The sequence below is a fragment of the Herbaspirillum sp. NPDC101397 genome (genome assembly GCF_044767325.1).
GTDB lineage: Bacteria > Pseudomonadota > Gammaproteobacteria > Burkholderiales > Burkholderiaceae_D > Herbaspirillum.
This window is the reverse complement of sequence record NZ_JBIWNS010000005.1, coordinates 118,170-138,474: the sequence shown is the minus strand read 5'-3', so window position 1 is coordinate 138,474 and position 20,305 is coordinate 118,170. Positions and strand designations below refer to the sequence as shown.

Genomic DNA, 20,305 nt, shown 5'->3' with positions numbered 1-20,305 from the left:
TCATGGCTGACTCCCTCACTGTTGACGGCGCCGATGCTGCCGCCAAGCCGGACACCGCAGGCGTTGCGGCGGCTGAAATCAAGCCTGCACCGGTTGTCAAAAAGCGCCGTGCGCTGCCGTCCTTCGGCAAGCTCCTGCCTTTCATCGGCCCGATCGCCTTGTTCATCATCTGGGACCTGGTGGTGCGCGCCGGCTGGATCAAGGCGATCCTGCTGCCGACGCCTGCGGCAACGCTGATCACGCTGGTCAACGGCCTCGCCGGCGGACCGCTGTTGCTGGATTTCCTGGTGACGGTGATGCGCACGCTGGAAGCCTTCCTGATTGCCGCCGTGGTCGGCGTACCGCTCGGTGTTCTGCTGGGCAGCAACGAGCGCGCCTATCGCAGCGTGGAGTTCCTGATCGACTTTTTCCGCTCGACGCCGTCGTCGGCACTGATCCCGCTGTTCCTGCTGATCTTCGGCGTGTCGGACATCAACAAGGTCGCCATCGCCGCCTTCGGCGCGCTGCTGATCGTGCTGTTCAACAGCGCTTACGGTGTGCTCAACGCCCGCAAGCAGCGCGTGATGGCGGCCAAGGTCATGGGTGCGTCGCGCTGGCAGATCTTCAAGGACGTGCTGCTGTGGGAAAGCCTGCAACCGACCTTCGTCGGCCTGCGCAGTGCGGTGTCGATGGCGCTGGTGATCGTGATCGTGGCCGAAATGTTCATCGGCTCCGAAAACGGCCTTGGCCACAAGATCATCGACGCCCAGCAAGTGTTGAACGTGCGCGAAATGTATGCCGCGATCCTGGCCGCCGGCGCGCTCGGCTATGCGTTGAACGTGGTGTTCATCGTGATTGAAAAACGTATCGTCCACTGGAGCGGAAGATGAGCGTCGTCATTTCCCCGAAATTGAAGCACGAAGAGCCGGTCGTCCCTTTCGTTCCCGGTCCTCCCGGCACCCACATCACGATCCGAGGGCTGACCAAATATTTCGCCGGCTGGCCCCTGTACGAGGATTTCAACCTTGACATCCCCAAGGGAAAGATCGTCTCGGTGTTCGGCCCCAACGGCTGCGGCAAGTCGACGCTGATCAACATGATCGCCGGCCTGATCCCGATCGACGCCGGCCAGATCCTGTTCGACGGCAAATCGCTGGCCGACACCAAGATCGGCTACGTCTTCCAGAACTACCGCGAAGCGATGTTCCCGTGGTTGCGCACCATCGACAACATCGCCTACCCGCTCAAGCTGGAAGGCAAATCCAAGGTCGAGATCAACCGCCGCGTGGAAGAACTGGTGGCTTCCTTCGACGTCAAGTTCGACCTCAACCGCTATCCGTATGAAATGTCGGGCGGCCAGCAGCAGACCGCTTCCATCATGCGCGCACTGGCGCCGGGGCCGGAGGTGCTGTTTCTCGACGAACCGTTCTCCGCGCTCGACTTCGAGATGACGCTGTTCATCCGCGAAAAGCTGCAGGAAGTCTTCATGCAGACCGGCACCACCATGATGCTGGTCTCGCACGATCTGGAAGAAGCGGTCTACCTCGCCGACGAGATCCTGCTGCTGACCAAGCGCCCGACCAAGGTGGCACACATCCTGCATTACGACGATGCCCGTCCGCGCACGGTGGAGACGCTGACGCAACCGCGCTTCATCGACGCCAAGAAGATGAGCCTGGAAATTTTCCAGACTGAAGTGCGGCGCGAGGCTACTGCTCAGCCGCCGAAATAAGATTTTTTTCAGCATCACTTTGCCAACAACACCACCAACGTTTCCCTTTACCGGAGCCAAAGATGAACAACCGTCGTGACTTTCTCAAACTGACCGGCGCCGCCGCGCTGGGCTCGGCATTTCCACTGGACCTGCTGGCTGCCGCACCGCTGACGGTCGGCTTCATCTATGTCGGCGCACGCGACGATTTCGGCTACAACCAGTCGCATGCGCAGGCTGCCGCCATCATCAAGAAAATGCCCGGCATCAAGGTCATCGAAGAAGAGAAAGTCCCGGAAACCGTGGCCGTGCAAAAGACCATGGAAGCCATGATCCAGCAGGACGGCGCATCGCTGATCTTCCCGACCTCGTTCGGCTACTTCGATCCGCACGTGCTGAAAGTCGCGGAGAAATATCCCAAGGTGCGCATCGCCCATTGCGGCGGCCTGTGGACGCAAGGCAAGCATCCGCTCAACGTCGGCAGCTTCTTCGGCTACATCGAAGAGTGCGAATACCTGTCCGGCGTGGTCGCCGGACACATGAGCAAATCCAAGAAGCTGGCCTTCATCGCCGCCAAGCCGATCCCGCAGGTGCTGCGCAACATCAATGCCTTCACGCTGGGCGCGCAGTCGGTCGATCCGGCTATCACCACACGCGTGATCTTCACCGGCGACTGGTCGCTGCCGGTCAAGGAAGCCGAAGCCGCCAACAGCCTGATCGACCAGGGCTGCGACGTCATCACCTGTCACGTCGACGGCCCCAAGGTCATCGTCGAAACCGCCGAGAAGCGCGGTGTCATGACCTGCGGCTACCACGCCAGCCAGGCCGCGCTCGCGCCCAAGGGCTACCTCACCGGCGCCGAGTGGAACTGGGCCACGCCTTATACCGAGATCGTCAAGGCCACGCTGGAAGGCAAGCCGATGATCAACTTCCTGCGCGGCGGCCTCAAGGACAATTTCGTCAAGATGTCGCCTTACGGCGCCAACGTCAGCGCCGCCGCGAAGAAGAAGGCCGACGACGTCAAGGCGCAGATGCTCGCCGGTAAATTCCAGATTTTCAAGGGGCCGATCAAGGACAACAAGGGTGCAGTCGTGATCCCGGCCGGCACCACGCAAATTCAGACCGACGTCGCGCTCGAGAAGATGAATTATCTGGTGGCGGGCGTCGTCGGCCAGGTATGAAAACTGCTTGACGCAATGTGATACGGCAGCGCGTTGCAGCGACAAATAGTCGTCACCGCAACGCGCCGCTTACGGATTTTTTTCGCCATTCATTGTTCATTGATCGCCATGACCACACACGACCGCGCGGAAAGCAGTGGTTTCATTTTGCAGCTGAAGGCCCGTATCGGTATCGCGCTGGCGCCGGTATTGCCGACGCTGTGCGCGCTGGCCGGTACACTGTTGCTGTTCGTGCTGTTCCTTCTGGTGCAGGGCAAGCCCGCGACCGAAGCCTGCCTGCTGATTTTCCAGGGTGCGTTCGGCTCGATGTTCGCCTGGCAAAATACCTTGCAGCGCGCAGCGCCTTTGCTGCTGACGGCGCTGTGCGTGGCGCTGCCTGCGCGCGTGGGCCTGATCGTCATCGGCGGAGAAGGCGCGCTGGCGATGGGTGGTTTGTTTGCCGCCGTGCTTCCTTCTTTCTTACCCATGCTGTCGCCGTGGATCATGTTGCCGGCCATGGCCATCGTTGCGATGATCGCCGGCGGTCTCTGGATCGCGCTGTGCGGCGCCCTGCGTCAATGGCGCGGTGTCAACGAAACCATCTCCAGCCTGCTGCTTTCCTACATCGCGGTTGCACTGTTCAAACATCTGGTCGAAGGTCCGCTGCGCGATCCGGCCAGTCTCAACAAGCCGTCGACAGTGCCGCTGCCGGACGCCTATCTGATCAATCCCCTGCCCGGTCTCGATGTGCATTGGGGATTGGTCTGGGGTGCACTGGCTTGTGTGGCGGCGTGGGTATTCCTGCGCCATAGCGTGACCGGTTTCGCCATGGCGATTGCCGGGGGCAACGGTCGTACTGCGCGCCTGGTCGGCCTGCCGGTCAATCGCCTGGTCGTGATCGCCTGCGCCATGGGTGGCGCTGCAGCGGGTCTGGCCGGCATGTTCGAAGTCACCGCCGTGCATGGCAGCGCCAACAGCGCGCTGCTGGCAGGCTACGGATTCAGCGGCATTCTGGTTGCCTTTGCCGCGCGCCAGAATCCGCTCGCCATCATCGTCTGCGCGGTCGTCATCGGCGGCGTCGAAGCCAGCGGCAGCCTGCTGCAACGCCGCCTCGACCTGCCCGACGCCACCACGCTGGTGTTGCAGGGACTGCTGTTCTGCAACCTGTTGGCATGGGAAGCCATCACTGGTCGTCTCGGCGCGTTGAAGACGCGCTGGCAGCAGCAGGCGCAACCTTTGTCGACCACTGTCGCGGAGACCATCCATGGTTGATTTCGATTTCACCACGCTGCTGCTGGCCTTGTTCGCGGGCGCGATCCGGGTCGGCACGCCCTTCCTGTTCGTCAGTCTGGGCGAATGCCTGACCGAAAAAGGCGGCCGCGTGAATCTCGGCCTCGAAGGCATCCTGGTTTGCGGCGCGATGACCGGCTACGCCGTCTCCTTCTTCTCCGGCTCGGCCTGGCTGGGTGTGCTGGCGGCGGGCGCCTCCGGCATGCTGCTCGGCACCTTGCACGGTTTGGTGTGTTCGCTGCCGCGCGTCAACGATATCGCCTTCGGCATCGCGCTGATGCTGCTCGGCACCGGCCTCGCCTTCTTCCTCGGCAAGCCGTTCATCCAGCCGCAGGCGACGATGCTGCCGTCGATCGATCTCGGTCGCTGGAGCAGCAATCCGCATCTGCATCACGCGCTCGAAATCAATGCCCTGTTCCTGATCGGCGTGCTGTTGGCCGCCGCCTTGCAATGGGGCCTGTCGAGCACCAGCTGGGGCCTGGCGCTGCGCCTGGTCGGCGACCATGCCGAGACCGCGCGCGCACTCGGCTATCGCATCAATCTGACGCGCATCATCGCGACGGCTTGCGGCGGCTTCCTGGCGGCGGTGGGCGGCGCTTATCTTTCGCTCTACTACCCCGGCAGCTGGAACGAAGGCCTGTCCAGCGGACAAGGCTTGATGGCGGTGGCACTGGTGATTTTTGCGCGCTGGCAGCCGCTGCGCTGCCTGCTGGCGGCGCTGCTGTTCGGCGCTGCGGGCGCACTCGGTCCGGCCTTGCAGGCGGTCGGCGTGACCTCGGGCTATTACCTGTTCAACGCCGCGCCTTACGCGCTGACCCTGCTGATCATGATCATTACCTGCCGCCCCGACCGCACGCTGTCGAGCGCGCCGGGCGAGCTCAGCCTTACCAGATAAATCAGGAGAAACCGATATGTCCGAATTGTTCATCCAGTCCGAACCCTACCCGTGGCCCTACGACGGTGCGCTGACGCCGGGCAACACCGCGCTGATCGTGATCGACATGCAGACCGACTTCTGCGGCATCGGCGGCTACGTCGACAAGATGGGTTACGACCTGTCGCTGACGCGCGCACCGATCGCGCCGATCAAGAGCGTGCTGGCCGCCATGCGCACCGGCGGCTACACCATCATCCATACCCGTGAAGGCCATCGCCCCGACTTGTCCGACCTGCCCGCCAACAAGCGCTGGCGTTCGCGCCGGATCGGCGCCAACGGCGTCGGCATCGGTGATGACGGCCCCTGTGGAAAAATCCTCGTGCGGGGCGAGCCGGGCTGGGAAATCATTCCCGAACTGGCGCCCATCGCCGGCGAAATCATCATCGACAAACCGGGCAAGGGCTCGTTCTGCGCCACCGACCTGGAACTGGTGCTGCACACGCGCGGCATCCGCAACCTGATCCTGACCGGCATCACCACCGACGTCTGCGTCCACACCACCATGCGCGAAGCCAATGATCGCGGCTTCGAATGCGTGATGCTGGCCGACTGCTGCGGCGCCACCGATCACAACAATCATCTGGCGGCGCTGTCGATGATCAAGATGCAAGGCGGCGTGTTCGGCGCGGTGTCGGACTCGTCATCGCTGTTGCAAGCGATAGGCAAATAATCATGCACGCGCTCGAGCTGGAAGTCATCGGCGCCGGCAAATCCTTCGGCGAATTCCGCGCGCTGGACGAGGTCTCGATCAAGATCAAGGCCGGCACCATCCATGCGCTGCTGGGCGAAAACGGCGCGGGAAAAAGTACGCTCGTCAAAGGCCTGGTCGGCTACAGCCCGCTCGACCAGGGCATCATCCAGGCCGATCGCCGCGAGGTGGAGATTCGCGGCCCGCGCGTGCCCAACATGCTCGGCATCGGCATGGTGTACCAGCATTTCACGCTGGCGCCGAGCCTTTCCGTGGCCGAAAACCTGCTGCTGGCGCGCGGACTGGTGCGCTGGCGCATCCACTGGAACCTGGAACGCCAGGCGCTGGAAGAATTCATGGAGGCGATGCCGTTCCGGCTCGACCTCGACCGCCTCATCAGCAGCCTGTCCGCCGGCGAAAAACAGAAGCTCGAAATCCTCAAGCAACTTTACCTGCGCCGCCGCCTGCTGATCCTCGACGAACCGACCTCGGTGCTCACGCCGCAGGAAGCCGACGAAGTGCTCGGCCTGATGCGCGACCTCACTCGTCGCGAAGAACTGACCGTGCTGATGATCACGCACAAATTCCACGAAGTCACCGCCTACGCCGACGATGTCACGGTGCTGCGCAAGGGACGGCTGGTCGGCAGCGCGGCGGTAGCCGACACCAGTCCGGCCGAACTCGCACACTGGATGATGGGACAGGCGCGCGTCGAAAAAGAAGCCGTGGCGCGACCACCCGTGCCCGCCAATGCGCCGGTCGGACTGAACGTGGATTCCCTGCTGGTGCTCAATGACCGTGGCGTCACCGCCGTCAACACGCTGTCGCTGCAGGTAAAGCGCGGCGAGATCGTCGGCCTGGCCGGCATCTCCGGCAACGGGCAGAAAGAACTGGTGGAAGCCCTGCTCGGCCAGCGCCGCCGCTTGTCCGGCGAAGTACAGATCAACGGCGCCGATTACCAGGCCAGCCGTACTGAAATGCGCGAGCGCAAGGTCTTTGCGCTGCCGGAAGAACCGCTGCGCAACGCCTGCATCGCGGGGATGAACGTCGCCGAAAACATGGCGTTACGCAATTTCGACGTCGCGCCGTTCCGTCGCAGCGGCTGGCTGCGCTGGAGCGTCAATCGCGCCGCCATGCGCAAGCAGGCGCAGGCCCTGATCGCCGCCTTCAACGTCAAGCCGCCGCTGCCGGAACGCGCCATCGGCACGCTTTCGGGCGGCAACGTGCAGCGCGCGGTGCTGGCGCGCGAACTGGGCGACTCGACCAGGCAGGAAGACGCCGTCAACGTGTTGATCGTCGCCAATCCGGTGTTCGGCCTCGACTTCGCTTCGGTGGCCGACATCCATGCACGCCTGCTGCAGGCGCGCGCACTGGGCGCGGCAGTCTTGCTCGTGAGCGAAGATCTCGATGAGTTGCTGGAGTTGTCGGACCGCATCGTGGTCATGACCGACGGCGCTATCGTGCATGCGACTGATGCCGCCGGCGCCGACCGCGCTGAGCTGGGACGCTGGATGGCGGGACATGGTCAGCACGCGGACGCAACCTCACACAACGCTCAACTGGAGACCGCATGATCACCGTCGACGCCATTCCCTATCCTTACCAATTCGACAGCCGCCGCACGGCGCTGGTGGTGATCGACATGCAGCGCGATTTCGTCGAGGAAGGCGGCTTCGGCAGCGTGCTCGGCAATGACGTGCGGCCGCTGACGATCATCGTGCCGACCGTGGCGAACCTGCTGGCGCTGGCGCGCGAACAGAACATGCTGGTGGTGCATACGCGCGAATCGCATTCGCCGGATCTGTCCGATTGCCCGCCGGCCAAACTCAAGCGCGGCAATCCGACGCTGGGCATCGGCGATGAAGGCCCGATGGGCCGCATCCTGGTGCGCGGCGAACCGGGCAACCAGATCCTGCCGCTGCTGGCGCCGCAATACGGCGAGCTGGTGATCGACAAACCTGGCAAGGGCGCGTTCTACGCCACCGACCTGCATGCCCAATTGCAGGCGCGCAGCATCACGCACCTGCTGTTTGCCGGCGTCACGACCGAAGTCTGCGTGCAGACTTCGATGCGCGAAGCCAACGACCGCGGTTACGAATGCCTGATCGTCGAAGATGCCTGCGCCAGTTATTTCCCCGTCTTTCATCAGGCCACGCTGGCCATGTTGACCGCACAGGGCGGCATCGTCGGCTGGCAAGCGTCGCTATCCACTTTGCAAACCGCATTCAAAGAAACCGCCGGAGAAACCGCATCATGAATCCGCAAGTCAATCTGCCGCACATCGTGGAAGAAGTCGAACAAGCCTTCGCCGACTACGAACACGCCCTGCTGATCCACGACGTGCCCGCGCTGGACCGCTGGTTCTGGTACGACCCGCAGACGGTGCGCTACGGCGTGGGTGAAATCCTGCTGGGCGGCGAAGCGATCCGCCAATATCGCCAGACCTGCGCGCCGGTGCATCCTTCGCGTAAATTGCATCGCACGGTGGTCACGACCTTCGGCAGCGACTATGCTACTGTCAGCACCGAATTTACCGGCGAGGACTCCGATAAAATCGGCCGCCAGATGCAAACCTGGGTGCGCATGGACGATGAATGGCGTATCGTCGCGGCCCATGTCAGCCTGATGCTGTGAACAGGTTCCAAGATAGTTGTTCCGATTTCTTCTTTGTATTGACGACGTCCCGCCATGACCGTAACTGCTGCAAATCCGCTTGCTGAACAGGTTTACAACCGGCTCAAGGAAGACATCTTCAATTTCCGCCTGCTGCCGGGCGACAACTTTACCGAAACCGAGATGGCGCTGTCCTACGGCGTCTCGCGTACGCCGCTGCGCGACGCCCTTTTCCGGATGCAGCGCGAAGGCTACCTGGACGTCGGCTTCCGGCGCGGCTGGAAGGTGCGGCCCATCGACTTCGACCGGCTCGACAATCTGTATGACTTGCGCATCGTGCTGGAAATGGCGGCGCTCGAGCGTCTGTGCCAGAATCCCGATCCTTCGCCGGGCCTGCTGGCGCTGAACTCGATCTGGCTGGTGCCGGAAGACGAACGCGAAAGCGAAGCCGTCAAGGTTGCCGAGCTCGATGAAAGCTTCCACACCAACCTGGTCGCCGCCGCCGGCAACGAGGAAATGACGCGCATCCACACCGAGGTCACGGAAAAGATCCGCATCGTGCGCCGTCTCGACTTTCTCAAGAAGAACCGTGTGCTGGCGACCTATGAAGAACACGGCAAGATCCTCAAGCTGATCGCCAAGCGCAAGGCCACCGAGGCGCAGATCCTGCTGCGCGCCCACATCACGCAAAGCAAGCTGGAAGTGCGCAAGATCACGATCTGGATGCTGGCCGAGGCGCGCCAGGAACAATTGAAAACACTGCCTTAGCGGCCAGAACAACTCTCTACGCCGCCTCGCCCAAGTTTACAGACGCAAGGTCATGAACAGGCTGTTCGGATCTTCTTCGTAAGTCCCGAACGGGCCGCAGTAGACGAAACCCACACTCTCATACAGTTGCCGGGCCGGCTTGAATGCATCGAGCGATCCGGTCTCCAGGCTGAGGCGTTCATAGCCGCGCGCCCTGGCTTGCCCGATGATGTGCGCCAGCATTGCCCGGCCGGCGCCTTTGCGGCGCAGCGCTTGCGGGGTGCGCATGGACTTGATCTCGCCGTGCAGGCGATCGAGCTCCTTGAGCGCACCGCAGCCAATCAGTTGCGCATCCTTCCACGCCGTCCAGAACGTGATGTCGGGGCTGCGCAGCTTGCCAAGGTCAAGAGCATGCACGCTCTCCGGAGGCGATATCTCACGCATATTGCGCAAATGCTCTTCGAGCAAGGCGTGAATGGCGGGGCGCGAAAGATCGTCGACTTCTATGTGCATCGCTGCTTCCTTGGGGGGTTGGCGTCTGTAGAGTGAAGTTCTGCCGGATTCGGCCATTATGCCAAGGGTCGGGGACGCTGGCATTGGCGCCGAACAATATTTCCAAATTGGAATAATTGCACTTTGATCAATTCCCCTTGAAAAACCGCCTCGCCGGTCAGCCCGATGCCTTGGAGCGGCTTCAGCTGCGGCTTGTTTCCCGCCGTTTCGCCGCCAAATCAGGGGTGGGCCTCCGAAAACATTTATAATGGAAGGCTTTTGCAACGGCATCACTTTTAACCTCTTCCATGAAGGTATTTCGCGGACTTCCCAATGCTGAATCGCGTGCGCCCTGCGCGCTGACGATCGGCAACTTCGACGGCGTGCACCGTGGCCACCAGGCGCTGCTGGCGCAGGTGCGCGAAGCGGCCACCCGCCTGAACCTGGATGCCGCCGTGATGACGTTCGAACCGCATCCGCGCGAGTTCTTCGCACAGCTGGCCGGCACCCCGGAAAAAGCCCCGCAACGCATCGCCAACCTGCGCGACAAGCTGCAATCGCTGTCCAATGCCGGTGTCGACCGCGTCATCGTCGAACATTTCAACGCCAACTTCGCCGCCCTGTCGCCGCAAGACTTCATCGAGAAGATCCTGATCCAGGGCCTGCACGTGCGCTGGCTGCTGGTCGGCGAAGACTTCTGCTTCGGCTCGCGCCGCGCCGGCAATATCCAGACGCTGATCGACGCCGGCAAGCAATACGGTTTCGAAGTGCACACCATGCCGAATGTGAACAACGACGGCGTGCGGATTTCGTCGTCGGCCATCCGTGCGGCGCTGGCAAAGGCGGACTTCCCGCATGCACGCCAGTTGCTGGGCCATTCGTACGCGATCTCCGGCCACGTGGTGCACGGCAAGAAGCTCGGCCGCACCATCGGATTCCCGACGCTCAACATGCGCGTGAGCCACAAGCATCCGGCGCTGTCAGGCATCTTCATCGTGCAGGTGCACGGACTGGGCGACCAACCCTTGCCGGCCGTTGCCAGCCTGGGCGTACGCCCGACCGTGGACGACAGCGGCCGCGTGCTGCTGGAAACGCATATCTTCGACTACAGCGGCGATTGCTACGGCAAATTGCTGCGCGTGGAGTTCCTGAAGAAGATTCGCGACGAAGAGAAATACGTCGACCTGCCGACATTGACGGCAGCCATTGAGCGCGATGCGCAACAGGCGCGTGCCTGGTTCAAGGAACAGGCGAGTTTCGCCGTGTCCGCCACCGACCGAATTTGACGCTGGCCCGCCCCGCTCGCTCGCCGGCAGTCATTCGCGGCACCGCTTCTTCCGGCATCAGCCGTCACCGATTTCCCGAATTTAACTGAAAACAACTTATGTCGAACAACGAATCCTCCAAGCCGAACAAGCCCGGCAAGAACGAAGGCAAACCGGCCGGCAAGTATCCGGTCAACATGACCGAAACCGCGTTCCCGATGCGCGGCGACCTGGCCAAGCGCGAGCCGCAATGGGTCAAGGAATGGCAGAGCAAGAAGCTGTATCAACGTATCCGCAAGGCCTCGGCCGGTCGTCCGAAGTTCATCCTGCACGACGGTCCGCCGTACGCCAACGGTGAAATCCACCTGGGCCACGCCGTCAACAAGATCCTCAAGGACATGATCGTCAAGGCCCGCAACATGGCCGGCTTCGATGCGCAATACGTACCGGGCTGGGATTGCCACGGCATGCCGATCGAAATCCAGATCGAAAAGAAATACGGCAAGAACCTGCCGGTGGCCGAAGTGCAAGCCAAGGCGCGCGCTTACGCCAACGAGCAGATTGAGCTGCAGAAGAAGGACTTCATCCGCCTCGGCGTATTGGGCGAATGGGACAATCCATACAAGACCATGAACTTCTCCAACGAAGCCGATGAGCTGCGCGCGCTCGGCACGATCCTGGAGAAGGGTTATGTCTATCGCGGCCTGAAGCCGGTCAACTGGTGTTTCGACTGCGGCTCCGCATTGGCGGAAGCGGAAGTGGAATACCAGGACAAGCGCGACCCGGCCATTGACGTCGGCTTCCCGTTTGCGGAACACGACAAGATCGCCAAGGCCTTCGGCCTGGCCAAGCTGCCAACAGATAAAGGCTACGTGGTCATCTGGACCACCACGCCATGGACCATCCCGTCCAACCAGGCGCTGAACGTACATCCGGAATTCGACTATGCGCTGGTGCAGACCGAGCGCAACGGCGAACCGACCTTGCTGATCCTGGCCAACGACCTGGTCGAAGCCTGCCTGCAGCGTTACGGCCTGGAAGGCAAGGTCATCGCCACCGCCAAGGGCGAAGCGCTGTCGCTGATCGCCTTCCATCATCCGCTGGCGAAAGCCGACAAGGGCTACGACCGCCTGTCGCCGATCTACCTGGGCGACTATGTGACCGCCGACAGCGGCACCGGCATCGTCCACTCGGCGCCGGCTTACGGTATCGAAGACTTTATCTCGTGCAAGGCGCACGGCATGAAGGACGACGACATCATCAGCCCGGTCATGGGCGACGGCCGCTACGCGTCGTCGCTGCCGCTGTTCGCCGGCCTGACGATCTGGGAGGCCTCCAAGCCGATCTGCGCCAAGCTGGAAGAAACCGGCGCGCTGTTCAAGCTGGTGATGTTCGACCACAGCTACATGCACTGCTGGCGCCACAAGACGCCGATCATCTATCGCGCCACCTCGCAATGGTTCGCGAGCATGGACAACACCCCCAAGGATGGTGGCAAGAGCCTGCGCGACACCGCGCTGCAAGGCATCGAGGACACCGCCTTCTTTCCGGCCTGGGGCAAGGCGCGCCTGCACGGCATGATCGCCAACCGTCCCGACTGGACGCTGTCGCGCCAACGCCAATGGGGCGTGCCGATGGCCTTCTTCGTGCATAAGGAAACCGGCCTGCTGCATCCACGCACGCCCGAGCTGCTGGAACAGATCGCCCAGCGCATCGAGCACGGCGGCATCGAGGCATGGCAGGCGCTGGATCCGAAGGAATTGCTGGGCGACGAAGCCGATCAATACCTGAAGAACAAGGACACGCTGGACGTCTGGTTCGACTCCGGCTCGACCCATCAGACCGTGCTGCGCGGTTCGCATAAGGATGAGCTCCAGTTCCCGGCCGACCTGTACCTGGAAGGTTCGGACCAGCATCGCGGCTGGTTCCACTCCTCCTTGCTGACCTCGTCGATGCTGAACGGCTGCGCACCGTACAAGGCCTTGCTGACGCACGGCTTCGTGGTGGACGGGGAAGGTCGCAAGATGTCGAAGTCGCTCAAGAATGGCGTCGAACCGCAAAAGGTGGCCGACTCGCTGGGCGCTGAAATCCTGCGCCTGTGGGTGGCGTCGAGCGACTACTCGGGCGAGATCTCGATCTCGGACGAAATCCTCAAGCGCGTGACGGAAGCCTATCGCCGCATCCGCAATACGCTGCGCTTCCTGCTGGCCAACACGGCCGATTTCGACATGGCCAAGAACGCCGTGCCGGTCGCCGAGATGCTGGAAATCGACCGCTATGCGATCGCCAACATGGCCAACCTGCAGAAGGAAATCCTGGCGCATTACGAGACCTATGAGTTCCATCCGGTGGTCTCCAAGCTGCAGATGTATTGCTCGGAAGACCTGGGCGGTTTCTACCTCGACATCCTCAAGGACCGCCTCTACACCAGTGGCGTCGATTCGCACGCGCGCCGTTCGGCGCAGACCGCGATCTGGCACATCACCCAGGCGCTGCTGCGCCTGATGGCGCCGACGCTTTCGTTCACGGCGGAAGAGGCATGGAGCTTCTTCGCAAGCAAGGAAGCCTTTGCCGACAGCAGCGAAACCATCTTCTCGCAGACGTATTACACGCTGCCGGAAGTGGCGCAGGCTGACGCGCTGGTGGCCAAGTTCAACGTGCTGCATGAAGTGCGCGCCACCGTGACCAAGCAACTGGAAGAAGTCCGCATCGCCGGCAACATCGGTTCGTCGCTGCAAGCGGAAGTCGAACTCAAGGTCAGCGGCGACAAGGTGGCCTTGCTGCAAAGCCTGGGCGACGATCTGAAGTTCGTGCTGATCACCTCGGCCGCCAAGGTCACTGCGGTGGCGGCGGAAGCCGACGAAGCCATCGTCGTCACGCCATCGGCCAATCAGAAATGCGAACGCTGCTGGCACTATCGCGCGGATGTCGGCTCACATGCCGAACACGAAGGCCTGTGCGGCCGCTGCGTCGCCAATCTGTTCGGCAGCGGTGAAGACCGCCACTTCGCTTAAGCATCAGGCAAGCCGGCGCGTGACATATGACACGTGCCGGCGCTTTTTCCGCGCTTTTTCTCCCGATATCATCAACGTCCGTATCCATATTCATCCTCCATGGCTTCCAATAAAAAACGCCTCATGCCCAGCTCCAGCAACAACAACAGCCTGCTGCCATGGCTGGGTATTTCGCTGATCGTCCTGCTGCTGGATCAACTGTCCAAGATCACGATTCTCAAGCTGTTCCACTACGGCGAATCGCGTCCGATCACCGGCTTCTTCAATCTGGTGCTGGTCTACAACAAGGGCGCGGCGTTCAGCTTCCTGGCCGCCGAATCGGGCTGGCAGCGCCACCTCTTCACCGCGATCGGCATCGCCGCCGCGATCTACATCATCTATCTGCTGCGCAAGCACGCCGGCCAACGCATGTTTTGCTGGGCGCTGGCGCTGATCCTGGGCGGCGCGGTGGGCAACGTGATCGATCGCATCCTGTACGGTCATGTGATCGACTTCCTCGATGTCTTCATTGGCAACTGGCACTGGCCGGCTTTCAACATCGCCGATAGTGCGATCTGCGTCGGTGCGGTATTGTTCGTGCTGGATGAATTGCGCCGCGTCGGCAAATAGTGGCTGGCGGCAAGGCTGCAGCAATTTTCTTGATTGCTGCGGTCGTCACGATTGAGTTCTATAAGGAGTAGGGCAATGGATCTCGCTGGCAAAAAAATCCTTCTCGGCCTGACCGGCGGCGTGGCCTGCTACAAGGCCGCCGAACTGGCGCGCGGCCTCGGCAAGGCGGGTGCCTCGGTGCAAGTCGTCATGACGCAGGCGGCAACACAATTCATCACGACCGTCACCATGCAGGCGCTGACCGGCAACACGGTCTACACCGATCAATGGGATGCGCGCATCGGGAACAACATGCCGCACATCGACCTCACGCGCGGGATCGACGCGATCGTGATCGTGCCCTGCTCCACCGATTTCATTTTCAAACTCGCGCACGGCGCCTGCGACGATCTGCTGTCCACACTCTGCGTGGCGCGTCCGCATGGCGTGCCGCTGATGATCGCCCCGGCCATGAACGTCGAGATGTGGCAGAACCCGGCGACCCAGCGCAACATCGCGCAGGTGCAGCAGGACGGCATCAAATTGCTCGGCCCCGATTCGGGCGACCAGGCCTGCGGCGAAGTCGGCTATGGCCGGATGCTTGAGCCTGAACAACTGCGGGAAGAAATCATCGCCGCGTTCCAGCCCAAGCTGTTGGCCGGACGCCGCGTATTGCTGACAGCCGGTCCGACCTTCGAGCCGATTGATCCGGTGCGCGGCATCACCAATCTGTCATCGGGCAAAATGGGCTATGCCGTGGCCCGCGCTGCACGCGAAGCCGGCGCCGAGGTGGTGCTGGTGTCGGGACCGACCGCACTGGACGCACCTTACGGTGTACGTCGCATTGACGTGCAGACGGCGCAGCAGATGCATGACGCGGTGTTCGCCAACATCGCCGGCCAGGACATTTTTGTCGCCGTCGCCGCGGTGGCCGACTGGCGCGTCGCCAACGTCAGTGAGCAGAAGCTCAAGAAGAGCGCCGACGATGACAGCCTCAAGCTGGCCTTCGAACAGAACGCGGACATCCTGGCGGATGTGGCTGCTTTACCGAAGCGCCCCTATTGCGTGGGCTTTGCAGCCGAGTCGGAAAATCTCGAACAGTACGGTGCCGCCAAACGCGTGAAGAAAAACATTCCCCTGCTGGTCGGCAACATCGGCCATCAGACCTTCGGCAAGGATGAAAACGCACTGACGCTGTTCGACGACAAGGGCCATACCAGCCTGCCGCGCGCCGACAAGCAGACGCTGGCGCGACAACTGGTGCGCGAAATTGCGTATCGCTTGTCTGCAGCCGTCTCGCATTGATTTTTAACTTAATTATTTTGTTTCCATGAAAACTATCGACGTCAAAATCCTCGACCCGCGCATGAAAGATCAACTGCCAAGCTACGCTACCGCCGGCAGCGCCGGACTGGACCTGCGCGCCTGTCTGGACGCGCCGCTGACGATTGCGCCGGGAACCACTCACCTGATCCCGACCGGCCTGGCGATCCACGTGGCCGATCCCGGCTATGCGGCGATCATCCTGCCGCGCAGCGGCCTTGGCCACAAGCACGGCATCGTGCTGGGCAACCTGGTCGGACTGATCGACTCCGATTATCAGGGCCAGCTGATGGTCTCGACGTGGAACCGCGGACAGACCGAGTTTGTCCTAAACCCCATGGAGCGCCTGGCGCAACTTGTGATCGTTCCGGTCATGCAAGTGGGCTTTAACGTGGTTGAAGAATTCGACAGCAGCGAGCGCGGCGCAGGCGGTTTCGGCAGTACCGGAAAACATTAAGGAGATCACTGGATGCACGCTCGACACCTGGCTTATTGGGGAAGAATAAAAATCGCGCTGGCGGTCATGCCAGCGGCATTGCTCGCAGCATGCGTCACACCGCAAGACAGCAACACACTCAACAGGCCGGCGCAAACAGCGACGGCGCCGACCGCCGTCAAGACGCCGGTGCTGACGCCCGACCAGACTGCATTGCGCGCGCTGACGGCGCAGCAGGACCGGCTGTACAACGTGGCCGCGCCCCTGCTGACCGCCAATGCGCAGCTGTGCCGCGGCAATGCCCGCAACTTGCTTGGCTTCACCGCCAAGAACAAGTATTCCTATCCGAGTGAGTTCGCCGATGCGGCCCAGTCGCTGGGCTTCGACGATCGCCTGCAAGTCACCGGCGTGCTGCCAGGCAGCGGCGCTGCCAAGAGCGGCGTGCAACGCGGCGATGTGCTGGTGGCGGTTGCAGACAAACCCCTGCAGCAAGGCCCCGATGCCGAGCGCCAGGCGGCCAATCTGCTGGGGCCATTGGTCACCAACGGCCGCGCACCGATCAAACTGACCGTGATGCGCAACAAGGCGCAGCAAAACGTCATCGTACCGCTGACGCTGGCCTGCGCCTTCAGCATCGAGTTGGGCAACGCCGACAACGTCAACACTTACGCCGACGGCCGTCGTGTGCTGATTACGCGCGGCATGATGAATTTCGCCAGGACGGATGAAGAACTGGCCTACCTGATCGCCAAGGACATGGCCCACAACTCGCTGGGCCATGCGATTCGCCAGCGTATGGTGGCGACCACCGGCAGCGTCATCGACAACTTGATGCGCGCACGTCCCGATCCGACTGCGGCGGCGGGCACCGGTGGCATTCGCCCGTATCCGCAGGACCTGGACGCGGCAGCCGACAACCTGGCCCTGTACATGCTGGTGCGCGCCGGTTACGGCATCGACGGCTACGCCGCATTCTGGCAACGGCTGGCGACGCAATATCCGGCCAGCGTGCCGAGCGGCTATACAGCGCTCCATCCGGGCACGGCCTATCGCATGACGGCGATAGACAAGTCCGTGCAGGCACTCAAGGCCAAGCAGGCCGCAGGCAAGCCCCTGACGCCGTGATGTGACGCCGTGAGTCCTGACGTCCTGTGCACACCACAGGACGCCTGTGAGGCCCACAGATGCCTGCAACTGTAACACTGGCGCATTGCCGTCTCAGCGCCAGGCAGCGTCGCCAACACACCGCAAAAACAAAAAGGCCGGAACGATCAAACGTTCCGGCCTTTTTGCTTGGCCACTCCTGACGCCTCTTGCGAGGCGCCCGGATTAGCTTCTGCTTACTCGACTTCCAGCTTCTCTTGCGGCTCTTCCGGCGGCGGCGTCGGGTCGTCGCCTTCGGGGAATTCCAGCTTGACCTGATCCTTGTCGTCCAGCTCGACCGTCACGCGACCGCCTGTCACCAGACGACCGAACAACAGCTCGTCGGCCAGCGCCTTGCGGATCATGTCCTGGATCAGACGCGACATCGGACGTGCGCCCATGAGCGGATCGAAGCCCTTCTTGCTCAGGAACTTGCGCAGTGCGTCGGAGAATACGGCTTCCACCTTCTTCTCGTGCAATTGCTCTTCCAGTTGCATCAGGAACTTGTCGACCACGCGCAGGATGATTTCTTCGTCCAGCGCACGGAAGCTGATGATGGCATCCAGACGGTTGCGGAACTCCGGCGTAAACATGCGCTTGATGTCCGCCATCTCGTCGCCGGCTTCCTTCTTGTCGGTGAAACCGATCGAACGCTTTTGCAGGCTTTCTGCACCGGCATTCGTGGTCATCACGATGATGACGTTGCGGAAGTCGGTCTTGCGGCCGTTGTTGTCGGTCAGCGTACCGTGATCCATCACCTGCAGCAGGATATTGAAAATATCCGGATGCGCCTTTTCGATTTCATCGAGCAGCAGCACGGCGTGCGGCTTCTTGGTGATCGCTTCGGTCAACAGACCGCCCTGGTCGAAACCGACGTAACCCGGAGGTGCGCCGATCAGACGGCTGACCGCGTGGCGCTCCATGTATTCGGACATGTCGAAACGGATCAGCTCGATGCCGAGGATGAACGCCAGTTGCTTCGCCACTTCGGTCTTGCCCACGCCGGTCGGACCGGAGAACAGGAAGGAGCCGATCGGCTTGTCGGTCTTGCCCAGACCGGCGCGCGCCATCTTGATGGCTGACGCCAGCGCTTCGATGGCAGGATCCTGACCGAACACGACGTTCTTGAGGTCACGATCGATCGTTTGCAGCTTGGTGCGGTCGTCCTGATTGACCGATTGCGGCGGAATGCGCGCGATCTTGGAGATGATTTCTTCGATCTCGGACTTGCCGATGGTCTTCTTCTGCTTCGACTTCGGCAGGATGCGCTGTGCTGCGCCTGCTTCATCGATCACGTCGATCGCCTTGTCGGGCAGATGACGGTCGTTGATGAAGCGCGCGGCCAGTTCGGCTGCCGAGGTCAACGCCGAAGCAGAATACTTGACGCCATGATGTTCTTCAAACTTCGATTTCAGGCCACGCAAAATCTGGATGGTCTGTTCGACGGTCGGTTCGTTGACGTCGATCTTCTGGAAGCGACGCGACAGCGCGTGGTCTTTTTCAAAGACGCCGCGGAATTCGGTATAGGTGGTCGCGCCGATGCACTTCAGCTGGCCGCTGGACAATGCCGGCTTGAGCAGATTCGATGCATCCAGCGTACCGCCCGAGGCCGAACCGGCGCCGATGATGGTGTGGATTTCGTCAATGAACAGAATGCCGTTGGGCGCATCCTTCAATTGCTTGAGGACGGCCTTCAGACGCTGCTCGAAGTCACCGCGATACTTGGTGCCGGCCAGCAGCGCGCCCATGTCGAGCGAATACACGACGGCGTTCTTGAGGATTTCCGGTACGTCGTTTTGCGTGATGCGCCATGCCAGGCCTTCGGCGATGGCAGTCTTGCCCACGCCGGCCTCGCCGACCAGCAGCGGGTTATTCTTGCGGCGGCGGCACAGGGTCTGGATCACGCGCTCGACTTCAGCGTCGCGGCCGATCAGCGGGTCGATCTTGCCTTCTGCGGCGGCCTTGTTCAGATTCTGGGTGAACTGATCGAGAGGACTTTCCTTTTGCTGGCCTTCGGTCTGCACGTCTTCCGCTCCTTCAGGCGCTTTTTGCGAATCGATCTGCTGATCCTTGCGCACACCATGAGAAATGAAATTGACTACGTCCAGGCGGGTCACGCCTTGTTGATGCAGATAGTAGACAGCGTGCGAATCCTTCTCGCCGAAGATGGCCACCAGCACGTTGGCGCCGGTCACTTCCTTCTTGCCGTTGGACGCCGACTGCACGTGCATGATCGCGCGCTGGATCACACGCTGGAATCCCAGCGTCGGCTGCGTGTCGACCTCGTTCGTGCCGGGCACGGTCGGGGTGTTGTCCGTGATGAAATTGGTCAGTGTCTTGCGCAGATCGTCGATATTGACCGAGCACGCGCGCAGCACTTCCGCAGCCGATGGATTATCCAGCAGCGCGAGGAGCAAATGTTCCACGGTGATAAATTCATGACGCGATTGTCTGGCTTCGACAAAGGCCATGTGCAAACTGACTTCCAATTCCTGCGCAATCATGCTTCCTCCATCACGCATTGCAGGGGGTGCCCTGCTTTTCGAGCGTGGGTTAAAACGAGTTCAACTTTTGTGGATGCGATATCTTTGGGATACACACCACACATACCTTTCCCATCGCGGTGAACGTTGAGCATAATCTGCGTCGCAGTTTCACGGTCTTTGTTGAAGTACTCCTGAATGACTGCGACGACGAATTCCATCGGCGTATAGTCATCATTCAACAACAATACCTGGTACATAGGGGGCGGCTTGAGCTTCTGCTCCTGCCGCGCCAGGACCGTACCGTTATCATTATCGTGCTTGGTAGCCATGCATTTATTCTAAAACCATCAATCCACTGTGCACCGCACAACATGAAGAAAATACCTAATTAGATTAGATATTACGCGTTTTCCTGATAGTGCGCAGATAACGC

The 20,305-nt window shown here is 61.5% G+C and carries 19 protein-coding genes; 16 read left to right on the top strand and 3 right to left on the bottom strand.

Annotated features, from left to right (window positions below; genetic code table 11):
- Positions 1–2: 2 nt before the first annotated feature.
- The 10 genes from ACIROW_RS13290 (at position 3) to ACIROW_RS13245 (ending at position 9,146) form a co-directional block, all read left to right on the top strand.
- On the top strand, positions 3–869 hold the full coding sequence (locus ACIROW_RS13290) for an ABC transporter permease (RefSeq protein WP_402276217.1): 867 nt from the start codon (positions 3–5) through the stop codon (positions 867–869).
- Entirely contained in the window at positions 866–1,711 is an 846-nt protein-coding gene (locus tag ACIROW_RS13285; RefSeq protein WP_402276214.1) for an ABC transporter ATP-binding protein, read from the top strand. Before ACIROW_RS13290 ends, ACIROW_RS13285 begins: the two co-directional genes overlap by 4 nt.
- Before the next feature lie 62 nt (positions 1,712–1,773).
- Positions 1,774–2,871 (top strand): BMP family ABC transporter substrate-binding protein, encoded by a 1,098-nt coding sequence (locus ACIROW_RS13280; RefSeq protein ID WP_402276211.1) that lies wholly within the window; start codon positions 1,774–1,776, stop codon positions 2,869–2,871.
- 108 nt (positions 2,872–2,979) lie between these two features.
- Entirely contained in the window at positions 2,980–4,122 is a 1,143-nt protein-coding gene (locus ACIROW_RS13275) for an ABC transporter permease (RefSeq protein ID WP_402276208.1), read from the top strand.
- Entirely contained in the window at positions 4,115–5,035 is a 921-nt protein-coding gene (locus tag ACIROW_RS13270; RefSeq protein ID WP_402276205.1) for an ABC transporter permease, read from the top strand. Before ACIROW_RS13275 ends, ACIROW_RS13270 begins: the two co-directional genes overlap by 8 nt.
- Positions 5,036–5,051: 16 nt before the next feature.
- The gene (locus tag ACIROW_RS13265) at positions 5,052–5,747 is read left to right on the top strand and encodes a cysteine hydrolase family protein (protein WP_402276203.1); all 696 of its coding nucleotides are present in this window, start codon (positions 5,052–5,054) and stop codon (positions 5,745–5,747) included.
- A gap of 2 nt (positions 5,748–5,749) precedes the next feature.
- Positions 5,750–7,339, top strand: a complete 1,590-nt coding sequence (locus ACIROW_RS13260; protein ID WP_402276201.1) for an ABC transporter ATP-binding protein — start codon at positions 5,750–5,752, stop codon at positions 7,337–7,339.
- Positions 7,336–8,022: a cysteine hydrolase family protein gene (locus tag ACIROW_RS13255; protein ID WP_402276199.1), complete on the top strand. Its 687-nt coding sequence runs from the start codon at positions 7,336–7,338 to the stop codon at positions 8,020–8,022. The genes ACIROW_RS13260 and ACIROW_RS13255 overlap by 4 nt, the downstream gene beginning before the upstream one ends.
- Positions 8,019–8,399, top strand: coding sequence for an oxalurate catabolism protein HpxZ (gene hpxZ / locus ACIROW_RS13250; RefSeq protein WP_402276197.1), 381 nt, complete (start codon positions 8,019–8,021; stop codon positions 8,397–8,399). The genes ACIROW_RS13255 and hpxZ overlap by 4 nt, the downstream gene beginning before the upstream one ends.
- 54 nt (positions 8,400–8,453) lie before the next feature.
- Positions 8,454–9,146, top strand: a complete 693-nt coding sequence (locus ACIROW_RS13245; RefSeq protein WP_402276194.1) for a GntR family transcriptional regulator — start codon at positions 8,454–8,456, stop codon at positions 9,144–9,146.
- 36 nt (positions 9,147–9,182) lie between these two features.
- Here ACIROW_RS13245 and ACIROW_RS13240 read toward each other — a convergent pair whose 3' ends face one another.
- Positions 9,183–9,638, bottom strand: coding sequence for a GNAT family N-acetyltransferase (locus ACIROW_RS13240; RefSeq protein WP_402276192.1), 456 nt, complete (start codon positions 9,636–9,638; stop codon positions 9,183–9,185).
- 287 nt (positions 9,639–9,925) lie between these two features.
- Here ACIROW_RS13240 and ACIROW_RS13235 point away from each other — a divergent pair, with 287 nt between their 5' ends.
- The 6 genes from ACIROW_RS13235 to ACIROW_RS13210 all read left to right on the top strand — a co-directional run bounded on the left by ACIROW_RS13235 (position 9,926) and on the right by ACIROW_RS13210 (position 17,368).
- A complete protein-coding gene (locus ACIROW_RS13235) occupies positions 9,926–10,903 on the top strand; it encodes a bifunctional riboflavin kinase/FAD synthetase (RefSeq protein WP_402276189.1) in 978 nt (325 codons plus the stop codon).
- 98 nt (positions 10,904–11,001) lie between these two features.
- On the top strand, positions 11,002–13,896 hold the full coding sequence (ileS, locus tag ACIROW_RS13230; RefSeq protein ID WP_402276187.1) for an isoleucine--tRNA ligase: 2,895 nt from the start codon (positions 11,002–11,004) through the stop codon (positions 13,894–13,896).
- 99 nt (positions 13,897–13,995) lie between these two features.
- The gene (gene lspA / locus ACIROW_RS13225) at positions 13,996–14,505 is read left to right on the top strand and encodes a signal peptidase II (protein WP_402276185.1); all 510 of its coding nucleotides are present in this window, start codon (positions 13,996–13,998) and stop codon (positions 14,503–14,505) included.
- Positions 14,506–14,580: 75 nt separating this feature from the next.
- The gene (gene coaBC, locus ACIROW_RS13220; RefSeq protein ID WP_402276182.1) at positions 14,581–15,789 is read left to right on the top strand and encodes a bifunctional phosphopantothenoylcysteine decarboxylase/phosphopantothenate--cysteine ligase CoaBC; all 1,209 of its coding nucleotides are present in this window, start codon (positions 14,581–14,583) and stop codon (positions 15,787–15,789) included.
- A 25-nt stretch (positions 15,790–15,814) separates the two neighbouring features.
- Positions 15,815–16,264 (top strand): dUTP diphosphatase, encoded by a 450-nt coding sequence (dut, locus tag ACIROW_RS13215; protein ID WP_402276180.1) that lies wholly within the window; start codon positions 15,815–15,817, stop codon positions 16,262–16,264.
- A gap of 12 nt (positions 16,265–16,276) precedes the next feature.
- Positions 16,277–17,368 (top strand): M48 family metalloprotease, encoded by a 1,092-nt coding sequence (locus ACIROW_RS13210; RefSeq protein WP_402276178.1) that lies wholly within the window; start codon positions 16,277–16,279, stop codon positions 17,366–17,368.
- A 215-nt stretch (positions 17,369–17,583) separates the two neighbouring features.
- Here ACIROW_RS13210 and clpA read toward each other — a convergent pair whose 3' ends face one another.
- Complete coding sequence (gene clpA, locus ACIROW_RS13205; protein WP_402276177.1) at positions 17,584–19,890, bottom strand: ATP-dependent Clp protease ATP-binding subunit ClpA; 2,307 nt, start codon at positions 19,888–19,890, stop codon at positions 17,584–17,586.
- A complete protein-coding gene (gene clpS, locus ACIROW_RS13200) occupies positions 19,887–20,201 on the bottom strand; it encodes an ATP-dependent Clp protease adapter ClpS (protein ID WP_053199942.1) in 315 nt (104 codons plus the stop codon). The genes clpA and clpS overlap by 4 nt, the downstream gene beginning before the upstream one ends.
- Positions 20,202–20,305 lie beyond the last annotated feature (104 nt).

Bases quoted from the DNA above. Each gene is read 5' to 3' on its own strand.
- ACIROW_RS13235 (WP_402276189.1), top strand. From the start codon at position 9,926: ATGAAGGTATTTCGCGGACTTCCCAATGCTGAATCGCGTGCGCCCTGC.
- ACIROW_RS13210 (WP_402276178.1), top strand. From the start codon at position 16,277: ATGCACGCTCGACACCTGGCTTATTGGGGAAGAATAAAAATCGCGCTG.
- hpxZ (WP_402276197.1), top strand. From the start codon at position 8,019: ATGAATCCGCAAGTCAATCTGCCGCACATCGTGGAAGAAGTCGAACAA.
- ACIROW_RS13280 (WP_402276211.1), top strand. From the start codon at position 1,774: ATGAACAACCGTCGTGACTTTCTCAAACTGACCGGCGCCGCCGCGCTG.
- ACIROW_RS13275 (WP_402276208.1), top strand. From the start codon at position 2,980: ATGACCACACACGACCGCGCGGAAAGCAGTGGTTTCATTTTGCAGCTG.
- dut (WP_402276180.1), top strand. From the start codon at position 15,815: ATGAAAACTATCGACGTCAAAATCCTCGACCCGCGCATGAAAGATCAA.
- ACIROW_RS13265 (WP_402276203.1), top strand. From the start codon at position 5,052: ATGTCCGAATTGTTCATCCAGTCCGAACCCTACCCGTGGCCCTACGAC.
- ACIROW_RS13270 (WP_402276205.1), top strand. From the start codon at position 4,115: ATGGTTGATTTCGATTTCACCACGCTGCTGCTGGCCTTGTTCGCGGGC.
- ACIROW_RS13245 (WP_402276194.1), top strand. From the start codon at position 8,454: ATGACCGTAACTGCTGCAAATCCGCTTGCTGAACAGGTTTACAACCGG.
- ACIROW_RS13240 (WP_402276192.1), bottom strand. From the start codon at position 9,638: ATGCACATAGAAGTCGACGATCTTTCGCGCCCCGCCATTCACGCCTTG.
- coaBC (WP_402276182.1), top strand. From the start codon at position 14,581: ATGGATCTCGCTGGCAAAAAAATCCTTCTCGGCCTGACCGGCGGCGTG.
- ACIROW_RS13285 (WP_402276214.1), top strand. From the start codon at position 866: ATGAGCGTCGTCATTTCCCCGAAATTGAAGCACGAAGAGCCGGTCGTC.
- ileS (WP_402276187.1), top strand. From the start codon at position 11,002: ATGTCGAACAACGAATCCTCCAAGCCGAACAAGCCCGGCAAGAACGAA.
- clpA (WP_402276177.1), bottom strand. From the start codon at position 19,890: ATGATTGCGCAGGAATTGGAAGTCAGTTTGCACATGGCCTTTGTCGAA.
- ACIROW_RS13290 (WP_402276217.1), top strand. From the start codon at position 3: ATGGCTGACTCCCTCACTGTTGACGGCGCCGATGCTGCCGCCAAGCCG.
- ACIROW_RS13260 (WP_402276201.1), top strand. From the start codon at position 5,750: ATGCACGCGCTCGAGCTGGAAGTCATCGGCGCCGGCAAATCCTTCGGC.
- lspA (WP_402276185.1), top strand. From the start codon at position 13,996: ATGGCTTCCAATAAAAAACGCCTCATGCCCAGCTCCAGCAACAACAAC.
- clpS (WP_053199942.1), bottom strand. From the start codon at position 20,201: ATGGCTACCAAGCACGATAATGATAACGGTACGGTCCTGGCGCGGCAG.
- ACIROW_RS13255 (WP_402276199.1), top strand. From the start codon at position 7,336: ATGATCACCGTCGACGCCATTCCCTATCCTTACCAATTCGACAGCCGC.